20 protein-coding genes are annotated in these 24,644 nt (G+C 55.3%); 14 read left to right on the top strand and 6 right to left on the bottom strand.

Annotated elements, in window-relative coordinates; genetic code table 11:
* Positions 1-76 precede the first annotated feature (76 nt).
* Positions 77-724: a hypothetical protein gene (locus tag V9K67_RS08655; RefSeq protein ID WP_336721519.1), complete on the top strand. Its 648-nt coding sequence runs from the start codon at positions 77-79 to the stop codon at positions 722-724.
* 102 nt (positions 725-826) lie between these two features.
* Positions 827-1,735: a site-specific tyrosine recombinase XerD gene (gene xerD / locus V9K67_RS08650; protein ID WP_336721516.1), complete on the top strand. Its 909-nt coding sequence runs from the start codon at positions 827-829 to the stop codon at positions 1,733-1,735.
* A gap of 139 nt (positions 1,736-1,874) precedes the next feature.
* On the opposite strand, the gene V9K67_RS08645 is transcribed toward xerD, so the two are convergent.
* Complete coding sequence (locus V9K67_RS08645) at positions 1,875-3,095, bottom strand: bifunctional 3,4-dihydroxy-2-butanone-4-phosphate synthase/GTP cyclohydrolase II (protein ID WP_336721514.1); 1,221 nt, start codon at positions 3,093-3,095, stop codon at positions 1,875-1,877.
* Between the two features lie 302 nt (positions 3,096-3,397).
* Between V9K67_RS08645 and V9K67_RS08640 the strand changes: the two genes are divergently transcribed.
* The 6 genes from V9K67_RS08640 (at position 3,398) to V9K67_RS08615 (ending at position 12,018) form a co-directional block, all read left to right on the top strand.
* The gene (locus tag V9K67_RS08640) at positions 3,398-6,679 is read left to right on the top strand and encodes a TonB-dependent receptor (protein ID WP_336721512.1); all 3,282 of its coding nucleotides are present in this window, start codon (positions 3,398-3,400) and stop codon (positions 6,677-6,679) included.
* A gap of 131 nt (positions 6,680-6,810) precedes the next feature.
* Complete coding sequence (locus tag V9K67_RS08635) at positions 6,811-7,833, top strand: ATP-grasp domain-containing protein (protein WP_336721509.1); 1,023 nt, start codon at positions 6,811-6,813, stop codon at positions 7,831-7,833.
* Positions 7,834-8,007: 174 nt separating this feature from the next.
* Positions 8,008-9,120: a carboxylate-amine ligase gene (locus V9K67_RS08630; protein ID WP_336721508.1), complete on the top strand. Its 1,113-nt coding sequence runs from the start codon at positions 8,008-8,010 to the stop codon at positions 9,118-9,120.
* A gap of 276 nt (positions 9,121-9,396) precedes the next feature.
* Positions 9,397-9,663, top strand: coding sequence for a hypothetical protein (locus V9K67_RS08625; RefSeq protein WP_336721507.1), 267 nt, complete (start codon positions 9,397-9,399; stop codon positions 9,661-9,663).
* A 182-nt stretch (positions 9,664-9,845) separates the two neighbouring features.
* A complete protein-coding gene (locus V9K67_RS08620; protein WP_336721506.1) occupies positions 9,846-10,676 on the top strand; it encodes a type 1 glutamine amidotransferase in 831 nt (276 codons plus the stop codon).
* 136 nt (positions 10,677-10,812) lie between these two features.
* Positions 10,813-12,018, top strand: coding sequence for a hypothetical protein (locus tag V9K67_RS08615; protein ID WP_336721504.1), 1,206 nt, complete (start codon positions 10,813-10,815; stop codon positions 12,016-12,018).
* Positions 12,019-12,095: 77 nt separating this feature from the next.
* Here the strand turns inward: V9K67_RS08615 and accC are convergent, their stop codons facing one another.
* The 3 genes from accC to efp all read right to left on the bottom strand — a co-directional run bounded on the left by accC (position 12,096) and on the right by efp (position 14,867).
* The gene (gene accC / locus V9K67_RS08610) at positions 12,096-13,433 is read right to left on the bottom strand and encodes an acetyl-CoA carboxylase biotin carboxylase subunit (RefSeq protein WP_336721501.1); all 1,338 of its coding nucleotides are present in this window, start codon (positions 13,431-13,433) and stop codon (positions 12,096-12,098) included.
* Between the two features lie 110 nt (positions 13,434-13,543).
* Positions 13,544-14,026 carry an acetyl-CoA carboxylase biotin carboxyl carrier protein gene (gene accB / locus V9K67_RS08605; protein WP_336721499.1) on the bottom strand — a complete coding sequence of 161 codons (483 nt, stop codon included), beginning with the start codon at positions 14,024-14,026 and terminating at the stop codon, positions 13,544-13,546.
* A gap of 274 nt (positions 14,027-14,300) precedes the next feature.
* Entirely contained in the window at positions 14,301-14,867 is a 567-nt protein-coding gene (gene efp, locus V9K67_RS08600) for an elongation factor P (protein WP_336721497.1), read from the bottom strand.
* A gap of 210 nt (positions 14,868-15,077) precedes the next feature.
* On the opposite strand from efp, the gene V9K67_RS08595 reads away from it, so the two are divergent.
* Complete coding sequence (locus V9K67_RS08595; RefSeq protein WP_336721496.1) at positions 15,078-15,617, top strand: TlpA family protein disulfide reductase; 540 nt, start codon at positions 15,078-15,080, stop codon at positions 15,615-15,617.
* Positions 15,618-15,763: 146 nt separating this feature from the next.
* Positions 15,764-16,693, top strand: a complete 930-nt coding sequence (gene mdh, locus V9K67_RS08590; protein WP_336721495.1) for a malate dehydrogenase — start codon at positions 15,764-15,766, stop codon at positions 16,691-16,693.
* A 116-nt stretch (positions 16,694-16,809) separates the two neighbouring features.
* Here the strand turns inward: mdh and V9K67_RS08585 are convergent, their stop codons facing one another.
* Entirely contained in the window at positions 16,810-18,180 is a 1,371-nt protein-coding gene (locus tag V9K67_RS08585) for a S8 family peptidase (protein WP_336721494.1), read from the bottom strand.
* 915 nt (positions 18,181-19,095) lie between these two features.
* Between V9K67_RS08585 and V9K67_RS08580 the strand changes: the two genes are divergently transcribed.
* Positions 19,096-19,911 carry a M57 family metalloprotease gene (locus V9K67_RS08580; RefSeq protein WP_336721493.1) on the top strand — a complete coding sequence of 272 codons (816 nt, stop codon included), beginning with the start codon at positions 19,096-19,098 and terminating at the stop codon, positions 19,909-19,911.
* Positions 19,912-19,981: 70 nt separating this feature from the next.
* Here the strand turns inward: V9K67_RS08580 and V9K67_RS08575 are convergent, their stop codons facing one another.
* Positions 19,982-20,902 carry a class I SAM-dependent methyltransferase gene (locus V9K67_RS08575; protein ID WP_336721492.1) on the bottom strand — a complete coding sequence of 307 codons (921 nt, stop codon included), beginning with the start codon at positions 20,900-20,902 and terminating at the stop codon, positions 19,982-19,984.
* Positions 20,903-20,987: 85 nt separating this feature from the next.
* Here V9K67_RS08575 and V9K67_RS08570 point away from each other — a divergent pair, with 85 nt between their 5' ends.
* The 3 genes from V9K67_RS08570 (at position 20,988) to V9K67_RS08560 (ending at position 24,588) form a co-directional block, all read left to right on the top strand.
* Positions 20,988-22,367 (top strand): exonuclease domain-containing protein, encoded by a 1,380-nt coding sequence (locus V9K67_RS08570; protein WP_336721490.1) that lies wholly within the window; start codon positions 20,988-20,990, stop codon positions 22,365-22,367.
* A gap of 304 nt (positions 22,368-22,671) precedes the next feature.
* Positions 22,672-23,451: a M57 family metalloprotease gene (locus tag V9K67_RS08565; RefSeq protein WP_336721489.1), complete on the top strand. Its 780-nt coding sequence runs from the start codon at positions 22,672-22,674 to the stop codon at positions 23,449-23,451.
* Positions 23,452-23,751: 300 nt separating this feature from the next.
* Complete coding sequence (locus V9K67_RS08560; protein ID WP_336721487.1) at positions 23,752-24,588, top strand: M57 family metalloprotease; 837 nt, start codon at positions 23,752-23,754, stop codon at positions 24,586-24,588.
* The last annotated feature ends 56 nt before the right edge of the window (positions 24,589-24,644 follow it).

Genomic DNA, 24,644 nt, shown 5'->3' with positions numbered 1-24,644 from the left:
CCTCTTACCGAAGTTAAAATAATTTGACGGCGAACAAGCCGCAAGGAGTATTTTTGCCCACCTTAATTTTTTATCCATGAGATTTCTCTCCATTCTCTCAGCCGCCGTACTGCTTATGGCCAGCTGCAAAAACAACGAAGTGCAAACTGCCACCAACTTTTGCGACACTACCTGCGTCACCGAAACCTTCAAATGGGATGGCGAAGCTGCCCAGAAGTCATATGTAACCCTGTCGGTCAACAACTGCCTGGCCGATACCCTCACCTGGTTCCACAAAAGCATGGAATCCTCCCGCAGCATGCACATGGGCACCCTGATGGACAATACCACCCGCCCCAGCAAGGACGCCATCAAGGTACAGTTCGTCGGCAACAAGGCGGCCTGGCTCACCTACAACGACTGCATGACCGGCCGCGGCTTTATGGTGGTCATGCCTTTCGACAAGAAAGAAAGCCTCCGCAAAATGAGCAGCGCCCTCAACAGCTTCGACAAGAAATTCGTCGTGCCCGACGACCTGAGAGCTTATGCCGACTACAGCAACATCTTCGTGGAAGATATCAACACCGGCAAAGTGGAAAAAATGAGCTTCAAGAAAGAATACACCATCCACTGGAACAATATCCACGAAACCATCGACTCCATCAACGTTTCCAAAAACCGCATTTTCGTGCAACTGAAGGAGAACGGTGAAAACATACCGCTGGAAAAAAATATCAGCCTGTAACTTATTCAACCCCCTCCCCCGAGGGGGTTTTTTCTTGAAATAATAACGGTAACGTGCCCCAGCAACTCTGGAACTTTGGAACTTTGGAACTTTGGAACTCTTATGAATTGGGAACCCTACAAAAAAGGATTTAAGGCGTATTTACAACTGGAGCGGTCGCTGTCGGAGCATTCGATCGAGGCCTACCTGTCGGACCTGGACAAGCTGACGGCTTTTTTGGAGGCGACGGGGGTGGACAAAGGACCGGCGGCCCTGGAGCCGGGAGACCTTACCCAATTCGTGCGCTGGGTGGCCGAGTTGGGCATGACGCCGGCTTCGCAGGCCCGCATCATTTCCGGCATCCGGGCTTTTTACAAATATTGCCTGCTCGAAGACATTACCACGGTCGATCCCACCGCCCTGCTTGAAACGCCCCGGCTGCAGCGGCACCTGCCCGACGTACTGAGCTTCGGGGAGATCGAAACCATCATCGGCCAGATCGACCTCAGCACCCCCGAAGGCGGCCGCAATAAGGCTATATTGGAAACCATGTACAGCTGCGGCCTTCGGGTGAGCGAAGTGGTGAACCTGAAAATTTCGCAGCTCTTTCTCGACGTGGGCTTTGTTCGCATCATCGGCAAGGGCAACAAGGAGCGACTGGTGCCCATCGGCAGCAGCGCCACCAAATACATTAATATCTACCGCCAGGAGATCCGGGCGCACGGGCCCATACAGGCCGGCGAGGAGGATATCCTGTTCCTGAACCGCCGCGGCAAGCGCCTGACGCGGGTGATGATCTTCCTGATCATCAAGGAGCTGGTGCAGAAGGCGGCCATCACCAAAAACATCTCGCCCCACACCTTCCGGCACTCCTTTGCCACCCACCTGGTGGAGGGCGGCGCCGACCTGCGGGCCGTCCAGGAAATGCTGGGCCACGAAAGCATCACCACCACCGAAATATATACCCACCTCGACCGCGAATACCTCCGCGAAACGCTGCACCGGCACCACCCGGCTTTTAAGGGTTTGTAGTTTGCAGTCAATGAAAAACGCCGTTACCGGCAGGCCGACATACTATGTATGCATTCCTGCCAACAACGGCGTAAATTATATAGGGCTTATCGTAAAGTTTTTTCGAACGTTACGATAACTACAAACCACAAACGATAAACTACTTCAGGCTTTCTTTCTCTTCCTGCAGGATCTCATGTCCGAGTTTGTCACGCTTGGTTTGGAGGTAGCGTTCGTTGTGGGGGTTGGGGTCGATCTTCAGCGGCACGTTGTCCACGATCTCGAGGCCGTAGCCGATGAGGCCTACGCGCTTTTTGGGGTTGTTGGTGATCAGCCGCAGCTTGTTCACGCCCAGGTAGCGCAGGATTTGTGCGCCCACGCCGTAGTCGCGTTCGTCCATCTGGAAGCCCAGGTGCAGGTTGGCTTCCACGGTGTCCAGACCCTCTTCCTGCAGGCGGTAGGCCTTCAGCTTGTTCACCAGGCCAATGCCGCGGCCTTCCTGGTTCATGTAGAGGATCACGCCCTGGCCGGCTTCGTGCACCATCTGCATGGCGCCATGGAGCTGTTCGCCGCAGTCGCAGCGCAGGGAGCCCAGGATGTCGCCGGTAAAGCAGGAGGAGTGCACCCGCACCAGCACGGGGTCGCCGGGCTTCCACTCGCCCTTGATGAGGGCCAGGTGCTCGTTGCTGCTGTTCTTTTCCTGGAAGGCTACCAGCTTGAAATGACCGTACTGGGTGGGCATATCCACACGAACGATCTCTTCGATCAGCGAGTCGCGCTTCAGGCGGTATTCGATCAGGTCTTTGATGGAAACGATCTTGACGCCGAAATTCCTGGCCATTACGGTCAGTTCGGGCAGGCGGGCCATGTCGCCTTCGTCGTTCATGATCTCCACCATCACCCCGGCAGGCTCGAAGCCGGCGAGGCGGGCGAGGTCAATGGAGGCTTCGGTATGGCCGGTGCGGCGCAGCACGCCGCCCTTCTTGGCCCGCAGGGGGAAAATATGCCCCGGGCGGCCGAGCTCTTCGGGCTTGGTAGCCGGGTCAATCAGGGCCAGGACGGTTTTGGAGCGGTCGTGGGCGGAAATGCCGGTGGTACAGCCATGACCCAGCAGGTCGACCGATACGGTAAAAGCGGTCTCGTGCAGGGCGGTGTTGTTGTTGACCATCAGCTCCAGGCCGAGGGCGTCGCAACGCTCTTCCAGCAGGCCCACGCAGATCAGGCCGCGGCCGTGCTTGCTCATGAAGTTGATGATCTCGGGGGTGGCGTGCCGTGCGGCCACGATAAAATCACCTTCGTTTTCCCGGTCCTCATCGTCCACCACGATCACCAGTTTACCCGCCCTTATATCTTCTATGGCGCTTTCGATTGAATCTAACATCCGTATTTTTTTGGCAAAGGTAGGAACTAACCGAGAATGAGAAGTTATCAACATGCACAGGTCAAACGCAGCACTTGGGGGAAGCCCTTTGTCCTAATGAAACATTCAGACATAATGTAATGTTAATGCAGACGACTACGGCACTTTCCGGCAATGGACTTTTTTTGCGGCCGCAGGCCGCGACCAAGGCTATCCACGGGCAGATTGGGGGTCGGACGCCCCGGTTCCGTTCATAGTGGTACGGCTTTTTTAGCGGCCGGGTTCAAAAAGGAAATATTATTTAAAAAACTTAAATCTCAGCTATGTCAAAAAAATCGCTCTACATTTTATTGCTTAGCCTGCTGGTGGGCCGGGGCGTCCTGGCCCAGGTCACCAACAGCAGCATGAGCGGGGTGGTCAAGTCGGCCAAACAGGAACTGCTGACCGGCGCCACCATCAGCATCCGCCATGAGCCCACCGGGTCCACCTTCACCACCTCCACCCGGACCGGGGGGCGGTTCAATATCCAGAACCTGCCGCCGGGCGGCCCCTATACCGTTACCATATCGTATGTAGGTTACGAAACCATCCAGCGCACCGACATCAACATTCCCCTGGGCGAGCGCTTTGACATCGACGTGGTGCTGGGCGCGGCCGACCAGCAATTGCGGGAAGTGACGGTGACCGCCGCCCGTAGGGCCGCGACCGAAAAGACCGGCGCCTCCACCAATATTTCACGGCTGCAGGTGCAAAACCTGCCCAACATCAGCCGCAGCCTGACCAACCTGACCCGCATTACGCCCCAGGCCAACGGCAACAGCTTTGCCGGCATGAACAACCGCTACAACAACATCACCATCGACGGCTCGCTGTTCAACAACAACTTCGGCCGCTCCGGCGACGGCATGATCCCCGGGGGCGCCACCTCGGCCATCTCCATTGACGCCATCGACCAGGTACAGGTCAACATCTCGCCCTACGACGTGCGCCAGGCCGGCTTTATCGGCGGCGGCATCAACGCCGTCACCCGCCGGGGCACCAACAACTGGTACGGCGCCGCTTATGGCTACTACCGCAACCAGAACTTTACCGGCGACAAAGTGAAGGACGTGACGGTGGCCAATGCCAAGCGGTCCACCAAAATTTACGGCGCCAGCCTGGGCGGCCCCATCCTCAAAGACAAGCTGTTCTTCTTTGCCAACTTCGAAGCGGAAAAGCGCACCAACCCCGGCCAGACCTGGCTGGCCAAACGCCCCGGCACCAATGACGGCAACCCGCAGGTGACCCCCGTGCTGGCCAGCGACCTGGACAAGCTGAGCGAACACCTGGCCAAGAACTACCAATACACCACCGGCGGCTATGAAGGCTATGACTTTGAAACCGAAAACAAAAAGTTCCTGGGCCGCCTCGACTGGAACATTACCGACAAGCACCGCCTGACCCTCCGCCACACCCAATCGGAAACCGACGAGGACGACCAGGTGAATACCTCCAGCGTCACCGGCATCACCGCCAACCGCATCAACAACGGCCGCCGGGGCGGCACCAACGGCGGCCTGGCCTATACCGGCAGCAACTTTAAAAACAATACCCAGGTCGCCTCTTCCGTCATCGAGTTCAACTCCCGGTTTTCCACGAGGCTGTCCAACCAGCTGATCGCTTCCTATACCAACAACCAGAGCAAACGGGTACCCAACAGCACGGCCTCTTTTGTCGACATCATGCGGGACGCCAACAACGTCTATATCTCCTTCGGCACCGACCTGTTTTCCTATAAGAACAGCGTCAGCGACAAGGCCTGGAACATAGCCGACAACGTGACCTTCAACCTGGACAAGCATACCCTGACGGCCGGCGCCAACTTTGAATACATGGCCTTTATCAACTCCTTCTCCAGCGCCGCAGGCGCCTCCTACTACCGCTTCAACAGCCTGCAGGACTTTCTGGACAACAAAAGCCCGGCCGTCTTTGCCGTTTCCTACGACCCCAAAAACCGCACGAATATGAAGGCGGGAGAAGCCAAGTTTGCCCAACTGGGCGTATACGGCCAGGACCTCTGGAGCCCCACGGACAAGCTGAAACTGACCGTCGGCATCCGGGTAGACCGGCCGTTTTATCCTTACGACCCGCCCCGCAACCCGGCGCTGGAAGCCGTGACCTTCCAGGACGAGAACGGGAATCCCGAAAAGTTTGACGTCAGCAAATGGCCCGATCCCAAACTGCTGTTCTCGCCCCGGGCCGGCTTTACCTACGATGTGCAGGGCAACAAATCCACCCTGCTGCGCGGCGGTACCGGCATCTTTACCGGCCGCATTCCCTTTATCTGGCTGGTGAACCAGGTGGGCGACAACGGGGTGATCCGCGCCCTTTACCAGGCGTCGACCGCCGAACTGGCCAACATCACCTATTCCACCGACCGCACGAAGTACATTCCCCAGAACCCACCGGCGGTGGGCACCACCCTGCCCAGCGGCTCCTCGTACAGCGCCGCGGCGGCCGACTTTAAAATGCCCCAGGTATGGCGCAGCAACCTGGCCGTGGACCAGAAGTTTGCCCGCGACTTTACCTTTACCCTGGAAGGCATCTATACCAAAATGATCAATAACGTGTACTTCCGCAATGCCAACCTCGGTGCACCGAACGGCACGCTGGCCGGCAAGGACCAACGCCCCTACTACAATACCCGCCTCAACAGCAATGTAGCCCAGATGATCGTGATGGACAACATCCAGAAAGGCTACAGCACCTCGGTTACCGCCATGGTCACCAAAGCCTTTACCCACAACTGGGACGCCAGCGTAGCGTATACCTACACCCTGGCGAAAGACGTGGCTATCGGCTCCTCCGACCAGTCGGGCAGCGGCTGGACCACCAACAACATCGTCCGCAACCCCAACAAACCGGAACTGGGATTTTCCAACTATGCTGTCCCCCACCGCGTGGTGGCCAGCGGCTCGTACCGTTTTAACTACCTGAACGACCGGATGGCCACGACCCTGGCCCTGTACTATTCGGCCTCGCCGCAGGAGCGCTACAGCTACCGCTACGGCGGCGACGTGAACAACGACGGCGCTTCCAACGACATCATCTACATTCCCAGGGATGCCTCGGAGATCCAGTTCGTGGAAGGCTTTAAAGTGGGCGCCAACGTGTACACCGCCAAGCAGCAAAGCGATGCCTTCCTGGCCTTCGTGGAAAAAGACAAGTACCTCAAGAAGCACAAGGGCGAATACATGGAACGCTACGGCGCCCTCCTGCCCTGGGCCCACACCCTGGACTTCCGCGTGCTGCAGGACTTTTCCATCAAAACAGGCGCGCAGAAGCATTCCTTCCAGGTGAGCGCCGACGTGACCAACCTGCTGAACCTGCTGAACAGGGACTGGGGTTACCGCTATGCGTATACCTACGGCACCTTCCAGGACATGGGTATCCTGGGCGTGCCCACCTCGGGCTCCAGCTCGAACAATACCGGCAACGAAGCCTTTAATAAAAATACGCCGAAGTTCACCTTCGATCCCAAAGGCGCCGCACAAGGGTTCCAGCCCAATTACTCCACCACCAGCACCTGGGGCATCCAGCTGGGATTGCGTTATGTGTTTCAATAAAATACGGTTCCTGGAAGAAACGAAAGCGTCCCGGGCATCCGGGGCGCTTTCGTTTTCCGAAGATTGAAAAATTGGACAGGATACCCTAACTTGTACGGTATACGATTGTTAACCTTCTTAATATTTTCATCATGAAAAAGATTGGTATCCTTTATGGCCAGGAGCGCAGTTTTCCCATGGCGCTGATCGAAAAGATAAACAGTAAAGGAATCGACGAAGTATGGGCCGAACCGGTGCGCATCCATAAAGTGCTGCAGGATGAACCCACCGGTTATGCCGTCATCATCGACCGCATTTCGCAGGACGTACCCTTCTACCGCACGTATCTGAAAAATGCCGCCCTTACCGGCACGGCGGTCCTCAATAATCCTTTCTGGTGGAGCGCCGACGAAAAATTTTTTAACAACTGCCTCATGACCGAGCTGGGTATCCCCGTGCCCAAGACGGCGGTACTCCCCTCCTTCGAGCTGCCCGCCGACACCACGCACGACTCGTTCCTGAACCTGGCCTACCCGCTCGACTGGGACAAGATCTTCCGCTACATCGGCTTTCCCGCTTATATGAAACCGGTAGCCGGCGGCGGCGAAGTGTACCGGCTCAAAGACGCGGACGACTTTTTCCGCAAGCATGGCCTTACCGGGCAGCAGACCATGATGCTGCAGGAAGCGATCCACTACGACGAATACTACCGCTGCTTCTGCGTAGGAGGCAAATACGTGCACGTCATGCCCTTCGAGCCCCGCAACCCGCCGCACCAGCGCTACGAAACCTCTTTCCAGCCCGGCCCCGACAAACTGCAACAGATCGAGGAGATCGTGCTGCGCATCAACCAGTACCTGGGATACGACTTCAACTCCGTGGAACTGGCCTTCCGCGATAATATTCCCTACGCCATTGACTTTTGCAACCCCGCCCCCGATGCCGACCGCGACAGCATAGGCGAAAGCAATTTCGAATGGGTCGTGGAAAACCTGGCCAACTACGCCATCGAACGGGCACTGGCCCAGCACGAGGAGGGCAGCAACCTTACCTGGGGCGAATACGTACGGCAAAGCGTCAAGGGAAAAGCGCCGGAACCGCCCAAAGCCCGCGAAAAGATATCGCCCTCCCGGAAAAAAACGTCCCGCAAGGAAGAAAAGGAAAATATCGGCTGATTGGGAATTGGTTAATTCGTGAATTGGTTAATTGGGACCTTAGGTGGAAGCTACTTGTTTTGTAGGGACAGGAATATTGGAAAGGGAATGATTCTTTTGAGGACGATATCCTTTAGATTTGGGTCCCCGGCCTGATTCCCAATTAACCAATTAACGAATTAACCAATTCCTTAAATGCCGCAGATCCATTTCAAACAGTTCACGTTAGGTATTGAAGAAGAATACATGGTGCTGGACCCCCAAACCAGGGAGCTGAACAGCCATGATAAGCGCATCGTGCAGGAAGGGGAAAAAATCATCCGGGAAAAGATAAAGGCCGAAATGCACCAGGCCGTGGTGGAAGTGGGCACCGACATCTGCAGGGATACGGACGAAGCCTACAAGGACGTGGCCCACCTGCGCCGGACCGTGGCGGAAATCGCCGCCAGCCTGGGCTACGGCATCGGCGCCTCGGGCACTCACCCCTTCAGCAGCTGGACCGGCCAGCTGATCACCGAACATACCCGCTATACCGAGATCGTGGCCGAGCTGCAGGACGCCGCCCGCAGCAACCTGATCTTCGGCCTGCACGTGCATGTAGGCATGGAAAGCCGCGAAATGGCCAACCATATTGCCAACTCCACCCGCTATTTCCTGCCCCACGTGTTTGCCCTCAGCACCAACTCGCCCTTCTGGGAAGGCCGCGAAACCGGCTACAAATCGTACCGCACCAAGGTGTTCGACAAATTCCCCCGCACCGGCATCCCCGAAAGCTTCGACAGCATCGAAGCCTACGACAACTTCATCAAACTGCTGATGAAGACCCACTGTATCGACAACGCCAAAAAAGTATGGTGGGACCTGAGGGTGCATCCTTTTTACAATACCGTGGAATTCCGCATCTGCGACGTGCCGCTGACCGTGGATGAAAGCGTGGCCCTGGCCGCCCTGTTCCAGGCCATCTGCGCCAAGATCTACAAGCTGCGCAGCAAAAACCTGAACTTCATCCAATATTCCCGCTCGCTGATCAATGAAAACAAGTGGCGCGCCAGCCGCTACGGTATCGAAGGCCGCCTCATCGATTTCGGAAAGGAAGAGGAGGTAAATACCCGCGCCCTTATTGCCGAACTCCTGGACTTTGTGGACGACGTGGTCGACCACCTGGGCAGCCGCGCCCACCTCCAGGCCATCCCGGCCATCACCGAAAAAGGCACCGGCGCCGATCGGCAATTGAAAGTTTTCCACGAAACCAACAGCCTGACCGCCGTGGTGGACTTCATTCAATCCCAATTTCTTTCTAATCTGTAATTACACCTTTTTTACAGTCAATAAATCCAAAAAAACGCCCAAAGATTACCCAACCCTAATTCCATGTCCCCGAACCAGCACTAACACACAGGCGCATTCGAACACTTTATCAATTTAAACAATAAATTCGCGCCCGGCCAAAACAGGACAGAACAGGATGCTCGCACAATTTATTTTGATTATTGTCTAATGTTTTGTAGCTTGTCTATGGTATCGTGCAAGATGACTTTGATGTGGCATTTCTGACCATCATTTTCATACCTTGAACTCCTCTATATGGCACGCATCTTCAGCATACAATTTACGTGTAATAAAACCCAGGAACATGCACTGGTTTCCGTGCACGAAACCCCTTACTATACCGAATACAAGATCAGCCCCCTGAGCAATGAGCTGCGGGAATCGCTGCCCTGCGACAAGCTGATCTCCCCTTCGCCCAACCAGTTCATCTGCCCGGGTGCCCCTTCCAGCATTCACGACGGCGTGATGAAAGAGATCATCGAAGCCATTTCCGAACACCTGCACGCCTTGCCCCATTCCTGAGCAGGGCACCGCTAAAAGCATATTTCCCCGCACCCTCTTCGTATCCCCTATGCCCCTCCTGCAGGCGAAACCATTTTCCTGTATCGCTTCTTCCTGTTGTAAAGGCAGGAATTAGTAAATTGGGCGGCCGGCACCAACGGCCCGCACAGGAAAAACCGTTCATCCATTTAACCAGGAGCTTTATGATCCGCATTGCCATTCTAGACTTGTACGAAGGACAACCCAACCAGGGCATGCGCTGCCTGCGCGAGATCATCACCCAATGGAGCGCGGAGCACCGGCTGGAGGTGGAAACCCACGAGTTCGAGGTGCGCCACAGCGGCCAGGTACCCGACCTGTCGTACGACATCTACCTCTCCAGCGGGGGGCCGGGCAGCCCCTTGGACGGCATGGGCTCCGGCTGGGAAAAAGCCTATTTTCACTGGCTGTCCGGCATCGAAAACTGGAACAACCACCCCGATCCTACCCATAAAAAGTTCGTGTTCTTCATTTGCCATTCCTTTGAGCTGGTGTGCCGGCACTACGCGGTAGCGCAGGTCATCCGGCGCAAGTCCACCGCCTTCGGCGTGTTCCCGGTGCACCTGACGCCCGCCGGCCAGACCGAAACCATATTCGACGAGCTGGCCAACCCCTTTTATGTAGTGGACAGCCGCGACTGGCAGGTGGTGCAGCCCAACCACCATAAACTAAACATGATGGGCGCCCAGGTGCTCTGTATCGAAAAGGAACGCCCCCACGTGCCGCTGGAACGGGCGGTGATGGGCATCCGCTTCAACCCCTACATGGTGGGCACCCAGTTCCATCCGGAAGCCGATGCCGTGGGCATGAGCGTGTACCTGCAGACCGACGAGCAAAAGCAACGGCTGATCAAGAACCACGGCGAAGCCAAATGGCACGACATCATGGAAGGCCTGCACGACCCCGGGAAGATCATGAATACCTACAACCGCATCCTGCCCAACTTTCTGAATCATGCCGCCCGTCACCGCCACGGACAGATTATTGAAATATAAAATGTAAAATATAAAATTTAAAATGTAGAATAAGGCAAAAGCCTGTCAGGATAACTGATTATCCGTCATTTATCATTTATTCTTTCTTCCATATTTTACATTTTACATTCTAAATTTTACATTCTACATTCCTCTTATGATCCCGCATCTCCGACAGCAATACAACGCCGGCTTTACACCCGAAAAATATGCCGCTTACCTACACGAATTGGGCAGCATTTATCCCGGCAGCCTGGAATTCCGCCTGGCCGAAACGCCGGTATTCGTCCCCTCATCCGTTACACGCCAAATGATCGATACGGCCGAAGCCGTCGTCGACCTGCTGCTGCAGCCCGGCTACCGGCAACAAAGCGAACGGGCCATCCCCCCGGCCCTGAGGGTACCCAACGAAACGCCTTGCCCCGAATTTATGGTGCTGGACTTCGGACTCTGTAGGGGGGCTTCCGGCGCGCCCGAGCCCCGGCTGATCGAGCTGCAGGGATTTCCCAGCCTCTTTGCCTGGCACCTGGCCCTGCCCGAAGCGGCCGCCCGGCATTTCAGCCTGCCGGCAGGCTTCAGCCCCTTCCTGAACGGCTTTGACCGGCCCTCTTATGTGGCCCTGCTCCGCCACATTATTGTCGGGGACCACCGGCCGGAAAACGTGGTGCTGCTGGAACTCTTCCCGCACCGCCAGAAAACCCGCGTGGACTTTTATGCCACCCGCGACCTGCTGGGCGTTCACCCGGTTTGCCTGACGGAAATCAGTAAGGAAGGGAAAAACCTGTACTATTACCGCGAGGGTAAGAAAACGGCCATCCACCGCATTTACAACCGCCTCATCTTCGATGAGCTGTTGCAGCAGGCGCCGGAAGTACGCGAAAAAGGAAAAATCCTGCAAGAAGAGCTGGACGTGGAATGGGTGGTGCACCCCAACTGGTTTTACCGCCTCAGCAAGTTCACCCTGCCGTTTCTGCAGCATCCCTGCGTGCCCGAAACGGCCTTCCTCAACGAGCTGGAAACCCTCCCGCCCGATCTGGAAAATTATGTATTAAAACCCCTGTTCTCCTTCTCGGGGCAGGGCGTGGTCATTGACGTTACGGGGCAGGATATCGAACGGATCACCGATGGGGAAAACTGGATCCTGCAAAAGAAAGTGGATTATGCCCCCCTCATTCAAACGCCGGATGAAGGCGCCAAGGCCGAACTGCGGCTTTTCTACTTTTGGCCACCCGGCGCTCCCCGCCCCCTTGCCACCAACAACCTTGCCCGCCTGAGCAAGGGAAAAATGATCGGCGTCAACTACAACAAGGATAAAGATTGGGTGGGCGGCAGCTTTTGCCTGTTCGAGAGCGGGGAAAAATAAGCAATAGGCAATAGGCAAAATAAAAAGAGAGAAGGATTGCTCCCTCTCTCTTTTGCTCATTGCTTATTGTCAATTGCTTATTGCATTTTAAAGCCTTCCAGGAACTTGGTGGTGAAGTTGCCCGAACGGAACTGTTCGTTCTTCATCAGCTGCAGGTGGAACGGAATGGTGGTTTTCACTCCTTCGATCACGTACTCGCTCAGGGCACGGTACATGGTGTCGATCGCCTCCTGGCGGGTCTGGGCCACGGTAATGACCTTGCCGATCATGGAGTCGTAATAAGGGGGGATCACATAGCCTGCATAAGCATGGCTGTCCACCCGTACGCCGTGACCGCCGGGCTGGTGCAGCGTGGTGATGCGGCCCGGGGAAGGACGGAAGTCGTTATAGGGGTCTTCGGCATTGATGCGGCACTCGATGGCGTGCATCTGGGGCTCGTAATCCTTGCCGGAGATTTTCTCGCCCATGGCGATCTTCAGCTGCTCCTTAATGAGGTCGAAGTTGATCACTTCTTCCGTAACGCAGTGTTCTACCTGGATCCGGGTGTTCATTTCCATGAAGTAGAAGTTGCGGTCCTTGTCGACCAGGAACTCCACGGTACCAACGCTTTCGTAGTTGATGGCGGCGGCGGCCTTCTTGGCGGCCTCGCCCATCTTGTGGCGCAGTTCGGGGGTCATGAAGGGAGAAGGCGACTCCTCCACCAGCTTCTGGTGGCGGCGCTGGATCGAGCAATCCCGCTCGCCCAGGTGGCAAACGGTACCATAACGGTCGCCGGCAACCTGGATTTCGATGTGGCGGGGCTCCACTACGAACTTCTCCATGTAAATGCCGTCGTTTTTGAAAGCAGCGCCGGCTTCGATCTTGGCCGTGTTGTAGGCCCGTTCCATTTCGCTTTCTTCCCAAACGATGCGCATGCCGCGTCCGCCGCCGCCGGCGGTGGCTTTCAGGATAACAGGGTACCCCATGGCCTTGGCCAGGCTTTTGGCTTCCTCCAGGGTTTGCAGCAGGCCTTCGCTGCCCGGCACTACCGGTACGCCGGCAGCGATCATGGTTTCCTTGGCGGATATCTTGTCGCCCATCTTCGCGATCATGGCGGCATTGGGACCGATGAACTTAATGCCGTGGTCGGCACAGATCTGTGCGAATTTGGCGTTCTCGGCCAAAAAGCCGTAACCGGGGTGGATGGCATCGGCATTGGTGATCTCCACCGCCGCCATCAGGTGAGGAATATTCAAATAGGAATCGCTGCTGGTGGGTTTGCCGATACAGACAGCTTCGTCGGCGAACTTTACGTGCAGGCTGTCCCTGTCGGCAGTAGAGTATACAGCAACCGTTTTGATGCCCATTTCCCGGCAGGTACGAATGACGCGCAGGGCGATCTCACCACGGTTGGCAATCAGTACTTTTTTAAACATTGATAAAATTTGAACATGTGAAAATCCAAGCTGTACGTCAGCTTTATTTCCGCATTCGGGGGCCCTCCCCCGGCTACGGGGGCCGGTTACCCGGTTTTTAAAAATTGACGTTAGAACGGCTCTACCAGGTACAAGGGCTGGTCGTATTCCACCGGAGAGGCGTCTTCAACCAGGATCTTGACGATCTTGCCTTTCACTTCACTTTCGATCTCATTGAAAAGCTTCATGGCTTCGATCACACAGACCACCTTGCCTACGGATACTTCGTCGCCCACTTCCACGAAATTGGGTTTGTCGGGGGCGGGTTTCCGGTAAAAAGTACCGATCATGGGACTTTTTATGGTCACGGTATTGGCAGGGGCGGCGGCGGGCTGGGCGGCCTGTTGCTGGGGGGCGGCGGGTAAGGCCTGCTGGGGTGCCTGCTGGGGTAAGGAAACGGCTGCAGGAGCCTGCGGTGCGGCGGCAACCACGTGGGTCACCTGTTCCTCTTTCTGCTTGATAGTGATCTTGAAATCCTTCTGTTCTACCGTAATTTCACCGATATTGGAAAGGTTGACCAATTTTATCAGCTCCTGTATTTGCTTGAAATCCATTTGTTTCAATTTATGTTAAATTTATTGTAAACAGGGCGTCGAAGATAGGACTTCTGATGAACTTCCTTGGAGAAGATTTGTCGCGGCCGGAAAAGGCGCGGAAGGCCGGCGGCAGCAGACATATGAAAAAAGGTTCCCGCATGCGAGAACCCTTTTCTATCTAAAGAAGTCTGCTTCCGGCAACGGGCATAACCGCTGTTTGAACCTTTTTCGTCCACTCCAGAAGAGCAATCTGTTTCATCAGCCCGATTCGTTAAAGCAATTAAATCAGCGATTATTCTTTTACCCGTTCTACGTATTCACCGGTTTTGGTGTTCACCCGGATCAGTTCGCCTTCGTTTACAAACAGGGGTACCATCACGGTAGCGCCGGTTTCCACGGTAGCCGGCTTCAGGGTGCGGGTAGCCGTATCGCCTTTCATGCCGGGCTCGCTGTAGGTCACCAGCACCACGATCTTATCGGGGAGTTCCACGGTCATCGGCAATTCGGTTTCGGTATTGAACAACACCGATACCACCTGGCCGTCCTTCAAAAACTGGGGGGCGTCCACCAGGGATTCCTGAACGCTTACCTGCTCGAAGGTTTCGTTGTCCATGAAGTTATAGCCCGACTCATCTTTATATAAAAACTGGTATTCTTTCCGTTCTACGCGCACAGGATAAATGGTGTCGCCGCTGTTCCAGGTTTGCTCGATGGTGCGGTTGTTGTCCACACCCTTCAGCTTTGCCCATACTTTGGCAGCCGCCCGGGCGGTCTTGTTCTCGCCAAACTCCACCACTTTGTAAAGACTGTTGTCTAATTTGATGATCAAACCGCGGCTGATATCTGCAGTACTTGCCATAAAAAAATATTCAATTTGAAATTTACTGTTTCTAAATCAGGGAGGCAAAACTAAGAGAATTTTAAACAGGCGGCAAAAGGTTTTGAGGGATTAGGATATTGGGGTATTGGGAATTGGGAACTTCCCGTCGAACTTAAGAACCTTTGAACTCAGGAACGAACTCGTGAACCTGTGAACTTGTAAACTCGTAAACTTCTCCTTTCTTTGCGCATGAAGTACATCCTGCTGCTCCTGCTGGCTTTCTGCCAAACCGCCGCCTTTGCCCAGGCCGACACCACCCTGCCACCCTACAAGCGCTTCCCTACCCTGCCGCCCCTGCAACTGTACCTGGGCGACAGCACCACCAAGTACACCAAGGCCAGCATTCCCGGCAATAAGCCGGTGCTGATCATGCTGTTCAGTCCCGACTGCAGCCATTGCCAGCATACCGCCGAAGAAATGCTGCAGTACAAGGAAGAAATCAAAAACATTCATATCGTCATGGCCACCCTGCACCCCATCTGGATGATGAACGAATTTGTGCAGAAATACCGGCTGACCGAGCTGCCCAACGTAGTGGTGGGCAAAGACGTGCATTTTATCCTGCCGCCTTTTTACAATGTCAAAAGCCTTCCCTACCTGGCCTTCTACAACCGCAAGGGCGCCCTCTTAATGGGCCATGAAGGTTCGATGCCGTTGCAAAAGGCGCTGGGAATATTCGGCCAAAGTCCCGAATCGAAGACCCCGAAGGCTAAAAAAGAAAAAGAATAAAGGGTAAAAGGCTCCTTTTCAACCCCCTTTTTACCGCTGCCGCTCATATAGTAAAAACGGCAGCGCGTTTTATCCATTCGCCTATATTTGTCCGTAAGATTTTCCTTTATCGAATAGTTCTTTTCACCTCACTTAAACCCTTACGCATGAAAGTAACAGTTGTAGGAGCCGGCGCCGTTGGCGCCACGGTAGCTGATAATATAGCCCGGAAAGAGTTGTGCAATGAATTGGTTTTACTGGACATTAAGGAAGGCGTGGCCGAAGGCAAGGCGCTGGACATGACCCAGACCGCCGCCCTGCTGGGCTTTGATACGAAAATTACCGGCACCACGAACGATTACCGGAAAACGGCCGGTTCCCAGGTGGTGGTGATCACCTCCGGCTTACCCCGCAAACCGGGCATGACCCGGGAGGAACTGATCGGTGTAAACGCCAACATCGTACGCTCCGTAGCCGAAAACGTGCTGCAGCACTCCCCCGACACCATCCTGATCGTCATCAGCAACCCGATGGATACCATGACCTACCTGGCCCTGGAGGCTTCCGGTCTTCCCAAAAACCGGGTACTGGGTATGGGCGGCAACCTCGACAGCGCCCGCTTTAAATGTTACCTGAGCAAGGCCCTGAACTGCTCGCCCTCCGACCTCAACGCCCTCGTCATCGGCGGACACGGCGATACCACCATGATCCCGCTGATGCGCTACGCTACCTGGAACAGCGTGCCCGTCACCGACTTCCTGACCGAGGAACAGCAAAAGCAAATCATCGCCGACACCATGGTAGGCGGCGCCACCCTGACCAAACTGATCGGAACATCGGCCTGGTATGCACCGGGAGCCGCCGGGGCCGCCATGGTGGAAAGCATCCTGCGCGACGAAAAAAAGCTCTTTGCCTGCAGCGTGATGCTCGATGGCGAATACGGCCAGAAAGATATTTGCATGGGCGTTCCCGTTATCGTGGGCGAGAACGGCTGGGAACAGATCCTCGACTACCACCTCAACGCAGAGGAAACGGCCCTGTTCGCCAAAAGCGCCGACGCGGTGCGCAGCATGAACGAGGTACTCAAAACCCTTTAAGGCTCCACAGGAATCCCCACTTCCCTCTTCCCCACTGCATAGGTGCCGGTGCACTACAAAAAAATGGAGGCTGTCCGGCCTCCATTTTTTATGGGAATACGATCGGTTCCGGCGCTTTAAAAGCTGCTGACGGTCAGGCGTTTGCCGGTGACGGTCTTGCCCGAAAAAGCAGTGGTGGAGGTGCCCTTGCTCAAAATAGCGCTCTTGATGGTAGCTGCCGTTGCCGAAGAACGAGAGGCCGCATACAGGGCGCAGGCGCCGGTAACGTGGGGGGTTGCCATGGAAGTGCCGCTTAAATAACCGTAAGCGCCGCCGGCAATGGTGGAAAGGATGTCGGAGCCGGGCGCTGCGATATCCACCGAAGTTTTGCCGTAGTTGGAAAAGCTGGAGCGGGCGCCGCTCGATGTCATGGCGGCCACGGCGATCACGTTGGCATTGGTATAGCCCGAAGGATAGCTGGCCGTCAGGTCGTTGTCGTCGCCGATGGCGTCGGCACCGCCATTGCCTGCAGCCACCACGAACAGGATATTGGCTGCGTTGCTGCGCTCGATGGCATCGTACATCGCCTGGGAGTAGCCGCCGCCGCCCCAGGAGTTATTGGTGGCCACAATGCGGAGTCCTTTTCTCTTTTTCAGGTCGGTCAGGTAATCCAGGGCCTTGATGGCGCCGCTGACATAGCCGCCCTGGGGTCCCATGAACTTGCAGGAGATCATTGTTACTTTCCAGTTCATGCCCACCACGCCGTTGCCGTTGCTGCGGGCGCCGATGGTGCCGGCCACATGGGTGCCGTGATGGTCTTCGGTGCCGGTGGCGCCGCCATCATAAACCGTATTGTCGTTGTTCCAGAAGTCCCAGCCGTTGACATCGTCGATATAGCCGTTCCCATCGTTGTCGATGCCGTCCGGCTTGTCGTAGGGGTTCACCCAGACATTGGACTGCAGGTCGGGATGGTTTACCTGAACGCCCTGGTCGATGATGCCTACATAAACCGACTGGGAACCGGTGTGGTCATTTTTCCAGGCCGAGTACGCCTTGGTGCTGTAAGAGCTGCTGTTCAGCCCCCACAGTTCGCCGCCGGTATAATAAGGATCGGAGGTAGTGGCCGCCGCCGTCACCAGGTAATCGGGCTCTACGTATTCCACGTCCGGCGAGGCTTTCATCTTTTCAATCGCCAGCTTCACCTCCAGGGGCGTATCCAGCACGTACACGCCTTCTTCGCCTGTTTCCTTCATCATTTGGGTATACACCATTTCTTTCAGCTTGCCGCTTACCAGTCCTAATGCCCGTTGCCTTTTTTCCGTACCGGTGCTCTTTTTGAATTTTACCAGCACCCGGTGCGGCATGTACGGCCGGCGCAGGTCCGTCAGGGATTGTTTGACAGAAGAGGCAGGCAGCTCCTGGGAAACGTTTTCCGGCGTCATTTCTTTCACACAACCTGTAAATAAGGCAATAACGAACACACCTATGGCAAGCAACAACTTTTCCATGGAACAATAGTTTAAATATGAATGAGTAAGTGGTTTCTTAAAAGGAAGCGGAAACACCGTACCGCCGGCTGTTCATCAGGTAGGGAAAGGCGAAAAGAAGGCGGGAAAAGGAAGGCCCGCAGCCGCTTTTCGATACTACCGGTTTCGCCTAAGCGAAGGCCGGAGTATATCAGGGAGCATCAATAAGGTAGGGATGGAACGGGCAAAAAGAATGCTATCCGAAGCGAAAAAATCCTTCAGGAATAGAGAGATAGACCGGTTTCAGCGGCTGCACCGGTAACACCAGGGCGAAGCCGTAAATGGTCAACAAATAAAAGATGATCAGGGAAGTCGCCTGGTGCCGCAGGGCCGGAGGGCCGGGTTTCCGGGGAACCCTTGCGCAGCATGGGCAAAAAGAGGACCGCCGGCAGCCGGCGAATTTTTTGGGAAAAAGTGAACCGTAAAGATCGATTCAGGGGCCAGGAATTCTTTTTTCATGAGCAATCTTGGTTTATGCGATTGAATGTTGTTTGCGGGTACACGCCCGGGCTGTTGGGACCAGCCGTCAGGATTAGGGTAGGGAGCGTTTGCAGTTAGCCGTTGATTTTTCTGTAGATAAATTCCTGTCCGTGTGCTTTTGAATTCTGATGTAAATTAGGAATTTTCAATCACTTATAGCCCAGTTTATTCTAAAAAAATCTTAAAAACGTTCAGTTGCCCGAAAAAATCGGTGAAGCCCGGCCGTTTAGCGCTGAAGGTGCCTACGTATATTATGAGTAAGGACCTAAGGGTCCGTTCGTATCGATGAAAAATCATAGCTGTTTCATCAATTCTTTTGTTTAATTTAACCAAATATTAACTCATCTGCTTTTACTACCGATATAAGGCCTACCCGGCCTGATCTGAACCTTATTTATAACAAAACAAACAGTAACCATGAAGAAAACGCTTCTCCTGTTGGCCGTGGGATGCGGGCTGTCCCTGTTCTTAGCCCAGTGTAAAAAAGAAACCAAAAATCCGGCACCCGAGGTAACGGAAACCGTGCTCAGCCAAATCAAAAGCCTGGGCTTCAGCACCCAGAATGTCCATGCCACTGATGAAGGCTACCTGGTGGAAGGCGACATCCTGCTGACACCCGACCTGCTGAACAGCGCTCCTTCTTCCTCCCCCACGCTGCGGGTGGCCAATTCCGAACAGTACCGGACTACGTACCTGGTTACCGGCCTGCCCCGAACCATTACGGTAGGCACCTCCAGCCTTGGACAGGCCTATATTGACGGGGCCAAGCTGGCCATTGGCCGTTTCAATGCCCTGAACCTGCAGCTCAAGTTCCAGTTTGTCACCAGCGGCAAGCCCACCATAAACATCCGGGGCTTTAACCAGCCACCCTCGGGCGGCTACATCACCCTGGGCAGCGCCGGCTTCCCCTCTTCCAAGGGCGACCCCTACCGCGAGATCAAGATGAATACCAACCAGTACGCCTACGGCTCCAATCCGGATGTGAACTACGTAGGGTCGGTGATCCAGCACGAGCTGGGCCATTGCATCGGCTTCCGCCATACCGACTACATGAACCGGGCCTACAGCTGCGGGGGTTCGGCCTCCAACGAAGGCGCCAGCAGCGTCGGCGCCATCCTCATTCCCGGCACGCCCAGCGGTCCCGACGCCAACTCGTGGATGCTGGCCTGCTCCAACGGCGGCGACCGCACCTTCAACAGCAATGATATCGAGGCCCTGAATTTCCTGTACTGATCCGGGCGAACCCAACAAAAAGCAAAAAGGCAGGAGTTGAGGGGCTCCTGCCTTTTTGCTTTTGGGCCTCCTATTTCACGATCCGGAAGCACTGGCGGGCCAGCTTGCCGGCAAAGTCAAAGGGCGTGGTGGCCTTGGTAATATCCCTGATCTCGGCGGCCGGGATCCGGGCGGCCTGGAGCTCAAAGCGGGTGTAGTTGGTGCTGAAGTACAGCACCCCTGCCGGGCGCAGCAGGCGCAGGCAGTCCCCGATCAGCTCCACATGGTCGCGCTGGATGTCCAGAAACGCCTCCATGCGCTTGCTGTTGCTGAAGGTGGGCGGGTCCATGACGATCAGGTCGAAAGAGGCCTCGGGCATCTTCTTCAGCTCGCCCAGCACGTCGGCCTGCAGGATCTTATGGGGAAAACCGGGAAAGTTCAGCTCCATGTTGCGTTGCGCCCAATCCAGGTAAGTTTTCGACAGGTCGACCGAAACCACCTCCGCCGCACCGCCGGCCGCCGCATAGACCGAAAAGGAGCCGGTATAGCAAAAAAGGTTCAGCACCCTTTTGCCGCCGGCGGCCTCTCGCACCATCTGGCGGGTGGTACGGTGGTCCAGGAACAGCCCCGTATCCAGGTAGTCGGCCAGGTTGACCCGGAATTTCAGGCCGTTTTCCATTACTACGAATTCCCGGCGGCTTTCGTCCAGTTTCTGGTACTGGCCCAGCCGCCCGGCTTTGCGCTGGCGCAGCTTCAGATAGATGTTCTCCTCGGGAATGCCCGTCACCCGGCTCATAACGGTCCTGCTTTCTTCCAGCCAGCGCTCATGCTCCTCCTCCGAGAGGGCATGGCGGCGTTTGTATTCCGAAGCATACAGGCGGTCGCCGTAGACCTCGATCAGGAAGGGCGCTTCCGGCAGGTCATGGTCGTACACCCGGTAGCACGTGACACCCTGGCGGGCGGCCTGCCGGCTCAAATGCCGGAAAACCTTTTGCAGCCTGTTCTCAAACATTAATAATTTACTAAAAGGTTGCTGCATTGCTAAAAAATTTAGAACTTCGAAAACTTTTCGAACGCGTCAAAAGTACTTCACGGGAATGTATGCCATCGTAGATATTGAAACAACCGGCGGCTATGCGGCCGCCAACGGGATCATCGAGGTCTCCATCCAGGTATTCGACGGCGGACAGGTGACCGAGCGCTTTGAATCCCTGGTCAATCCCGGCCTGCCCATTCCCCGTTACATCCAGGCATTCACCGGCATCAGCAACGACATGGTGGAGGAAGCGCCGGCCTTTGAAGCGATCGCCGAAAAAGTGTACCGCCTGCTACAGGGCAATATTTTTGTCGCCCACAATGTCAACTTTGACTATTCCTTTTTAAAAAGCCACCTGGAAGCCTGCGGCTACAGCCTGAACGAAAAGAAGCTGTGCACCGTGCGGCTGTCACGGCAGATCTTTCCCGGCCTGCCCTCCTACAACCTCGGCAAGCTGTGCCGTTCACTCGACATCACCCTCGACCACTGCCACCGCGCCGGCGGCGACGCGGCAGCGACGGCCACCCTCTTTCGCCTGCTGCTGGAAAACGACAAGGAAGGGTGCATCCCGGCCAGCCTGTTGCACCATTCGAAAGAAAAGGCCCTGCCCCCCAACGTCCCCCACGAGCATTTTTCCAAACTGCCTACCTGCCCCGGTGTGTATTATTTCCACGACAACAAGGGCAAGGTGATCTATGTAGGCAAGGCCAAAAACATCAAAAAGCGGGTCAACAGCCACTTCAGCACCAATTCCGGCGGCCGCCAGCGCCAGAACTTTTTACGCCATACCTATTCCATTTCCTTTAAGGAATGCGCCACGGAGCTGATGGCCTCCATCCTGGAGGCCGCCGAGATCAAACGCCTGTGGCCCGCCTTCAACCAGGCCCAGAAAAACCAGGAAGAGGTTTTCGGCATTTATGAATACGAAGACCGCAACGGCTACAAGCGGCTGGTCATCGACAAAAAAAGAAGGCACAGTGCGCCGGTCTGCAGCTTCCATTACAAGGTGGACGTCCATAATTTTCTCAAAAAGCTCATCAAGAATTTCGAGCTCTGCCCGCGGCTGTGCTTTATCCAGGTGGACCGGGAAAAATGCATCGGCCTGCTGGAACACTATTGCCATGGCGCCTGCGAGCAGCTGGAAGGTCCCGAGACCTATAACCAACGGGTGGCGGATGCCATCGGGTCGCTGCAGCACCGCCCCTCCTACGTGGTCCTCGACAAAGGCCGGGAGCCCAACGAACTTTCGTGCATCCTGGTGGAAAAAGGCAGCCTGTTTGGAATGGGTTATATTCCGATGGAAATGAAAGACGAGCGGCACGAGCTGCTGAAACCCTGCCTGGAGCCCATTAAAGAAAATGCGGTGATCCGCCAGTTGCTGGCCCGCTACAGCGAACAGTATGCCCACATGATCTCGCCTGCGGCCCCCAGTGCGAAATAACATTCAGCCGCCTGTGTTCCGGCGGCATAAAAAATGAATGCCTCCTTTTCGCCCCAATTTTTACCAACCATTCGGCAGCCCTGCCGGCCACCCTTAAGCGCCGGACGCGAAAATTCCCGGTTCGGCGGTTACGCAAATCCACCTAGCCGCAGCGATACGGTTTTCCCTTCCTGCCCGGTTTTTTTGATCAGCATCAAGTTTCCACCCGTTTTCTGGCCCGCTTATCACTTAGGCTGAAAAATTGCTGAGCCAGCGGTGAAATCCCTTATTGAAATCCCAATTCGCTTATTAAAACAAAAATCCTATGCGAAGAATCATGCTAACCTTAACGGTGGCTTGTGCCCTGTTATTGATTTTCCGATCCTGTAAACGGTCGGACATCCCCGAACAAACACCCGCAACCGAAAGTCATGACATTGCCGCCCTGCAGCAATCCGTAGCGCAGGCGTTGTACACCACCCCGGACAAGGTGGTGTACAACGCCCGGGAAAAGCAATTCGTGGTGGAGGAGGACAGTTACGTCACCCTGGAGGATGCCGTCTTGCGGTTTGGCGACAAGGGCGCAGCCCCGCCAAGCGGCGTCAACGGCACTACCCAGATGGCGCATTATTTCCTGATCGCTCCTCCCAAGGAAAGCACCATCAGAATTTATGTGGATGCGTCGGTGCCCGGTGCCTGGAAAAGGGCGTTGGAAGATGCGATCGAACACTGGAACGATGCAGGCAGCATGGTAAAAATGAAGCGGGTATGGTCGGCCTCCACCGCCACTACCATCGTGTCGGCTACGTATGCGCAGTCCAGCACCATTGCTTCTGCCGCCTACCCCGATTACTATGGCAACCCGGGACGGAGGATTACGATCAACACGTACCAAAACAGCCTGACGAGTTCCAAAAAGGTCTTTGCCATCACCCATGAACTGGGGCACACCATTGGTTTTGCGCATACCAATGGCACTGCCGGTGAGCTCGTGGAAGGCACCCCCCAACTCGACCCCAATTCAGTGATGAATTCGGTGGTCCGCAGCTGGGATGGCTTTACCAAGAACGACCTGAAAGCAGTCCGGACCATTTATCCTAAGTAGGCCGGCTGCCGTCACGGGATGATCTTCAAAGCCATATCCTTACCGGTATGGCTTTGAATCCCTTTGCGCAAAAGGAAGGCTGGGCTTGTTGGGGGCATCTTATTAGACTCATCCACTATATAAAATTGATCCCGATCAATTCTTTTACCTGAAAACAATATTTCCGTTGGAAGTATACGTTTTTGGCAAAATCCGGCCAAAATGGCTGAGTTCGTAACCTTCATTTTATTCACCCCTCAACCTCAAACCACATCTATGCGGACTTTATTACATCTCCCGGGAAAACTCGTCCTGCCAGCAATGGCTTCGCTCCTTCTTTGCAGTTCCTGCAAAAAGTCAACTGTCGCCGAAGAAGCCGCTGCTGCGGCGCCCAATATTACCCAGCTAAAGGAATCGATTGCCCAGGCAACCGGCATGCCCATGGAAACCGTTGTCTATGCAGCCGATAAGCAAGCGTTTGTGATTGAAGAGGACAGCTATATATCGCTCGAGGATGCCCGGATGCGGTTTACCTCAAAAGGGATGGGGCTGCGCTCCGCGGTAAATGGCACCCAGCATATGCTCAGCTATTTCCTGGTCGACCCGGAACAGATCGGCTCCCTCACCATTTATGTGGACCGGACGGTGCCGCAGGCCTGGATCGCTGCGCTGGACCAGGCAATTGAAAACTGGAATGCCTCCGGCAGCGGGGTGCACATGGAAAGAACCTCCTACCCCACCATCACCACCACCCGGGTAACCGCCGCTTTCATGGACTACCGAACCATCGCTACCGGCGCCCTGCCGGACTATTACGGCAATGCGGGCCGCAGGATTACTATTAATACCTATTTCAACTCATTGGCCGAATCCAAAAAGATCTTCGCCCTGACCCATGAACTGGGCCATACCATCGGGTTCAGCCACACCAACGGCACTTTCGGCACCATGATCGAAGGCACGCCCTACCGCGATTCGGAATCGATCATGAACTCGGTTTGCCTGCAATGGACCGGCTTTACCGATTACGACCTGATGGCGATTAACCTCACCTATCCCGGGCTAACAGCCGAACCGGAAACGTTCACGGAAGAAACGGACCCCGCCACGGATACGGACGCAGGCATGGAAACCGAGGCAGCTGCTGCCACCGAATAATCACTGCCCTTGCAGCGGGAATAGGAAACCTGTTTTCACCCAAAAGCCATGAGCCT

It is taken from the genome of Huijunlia imazamoxiresistens (assembly GCF_037132455.1).
GTDB classification, from domain to species: Bacteria; Bacteroidota; Bacteroidia; order Chitinophagales; family Chitinophagaceae; genus Flavisolibacter; species Flavisolibacter imazamoxiresistens.
The sequence above is the reverse complement of the archived record's forward strand: the minus strand, read 5'-3'. Positions and strand labels throughout refer to the sequence as shown.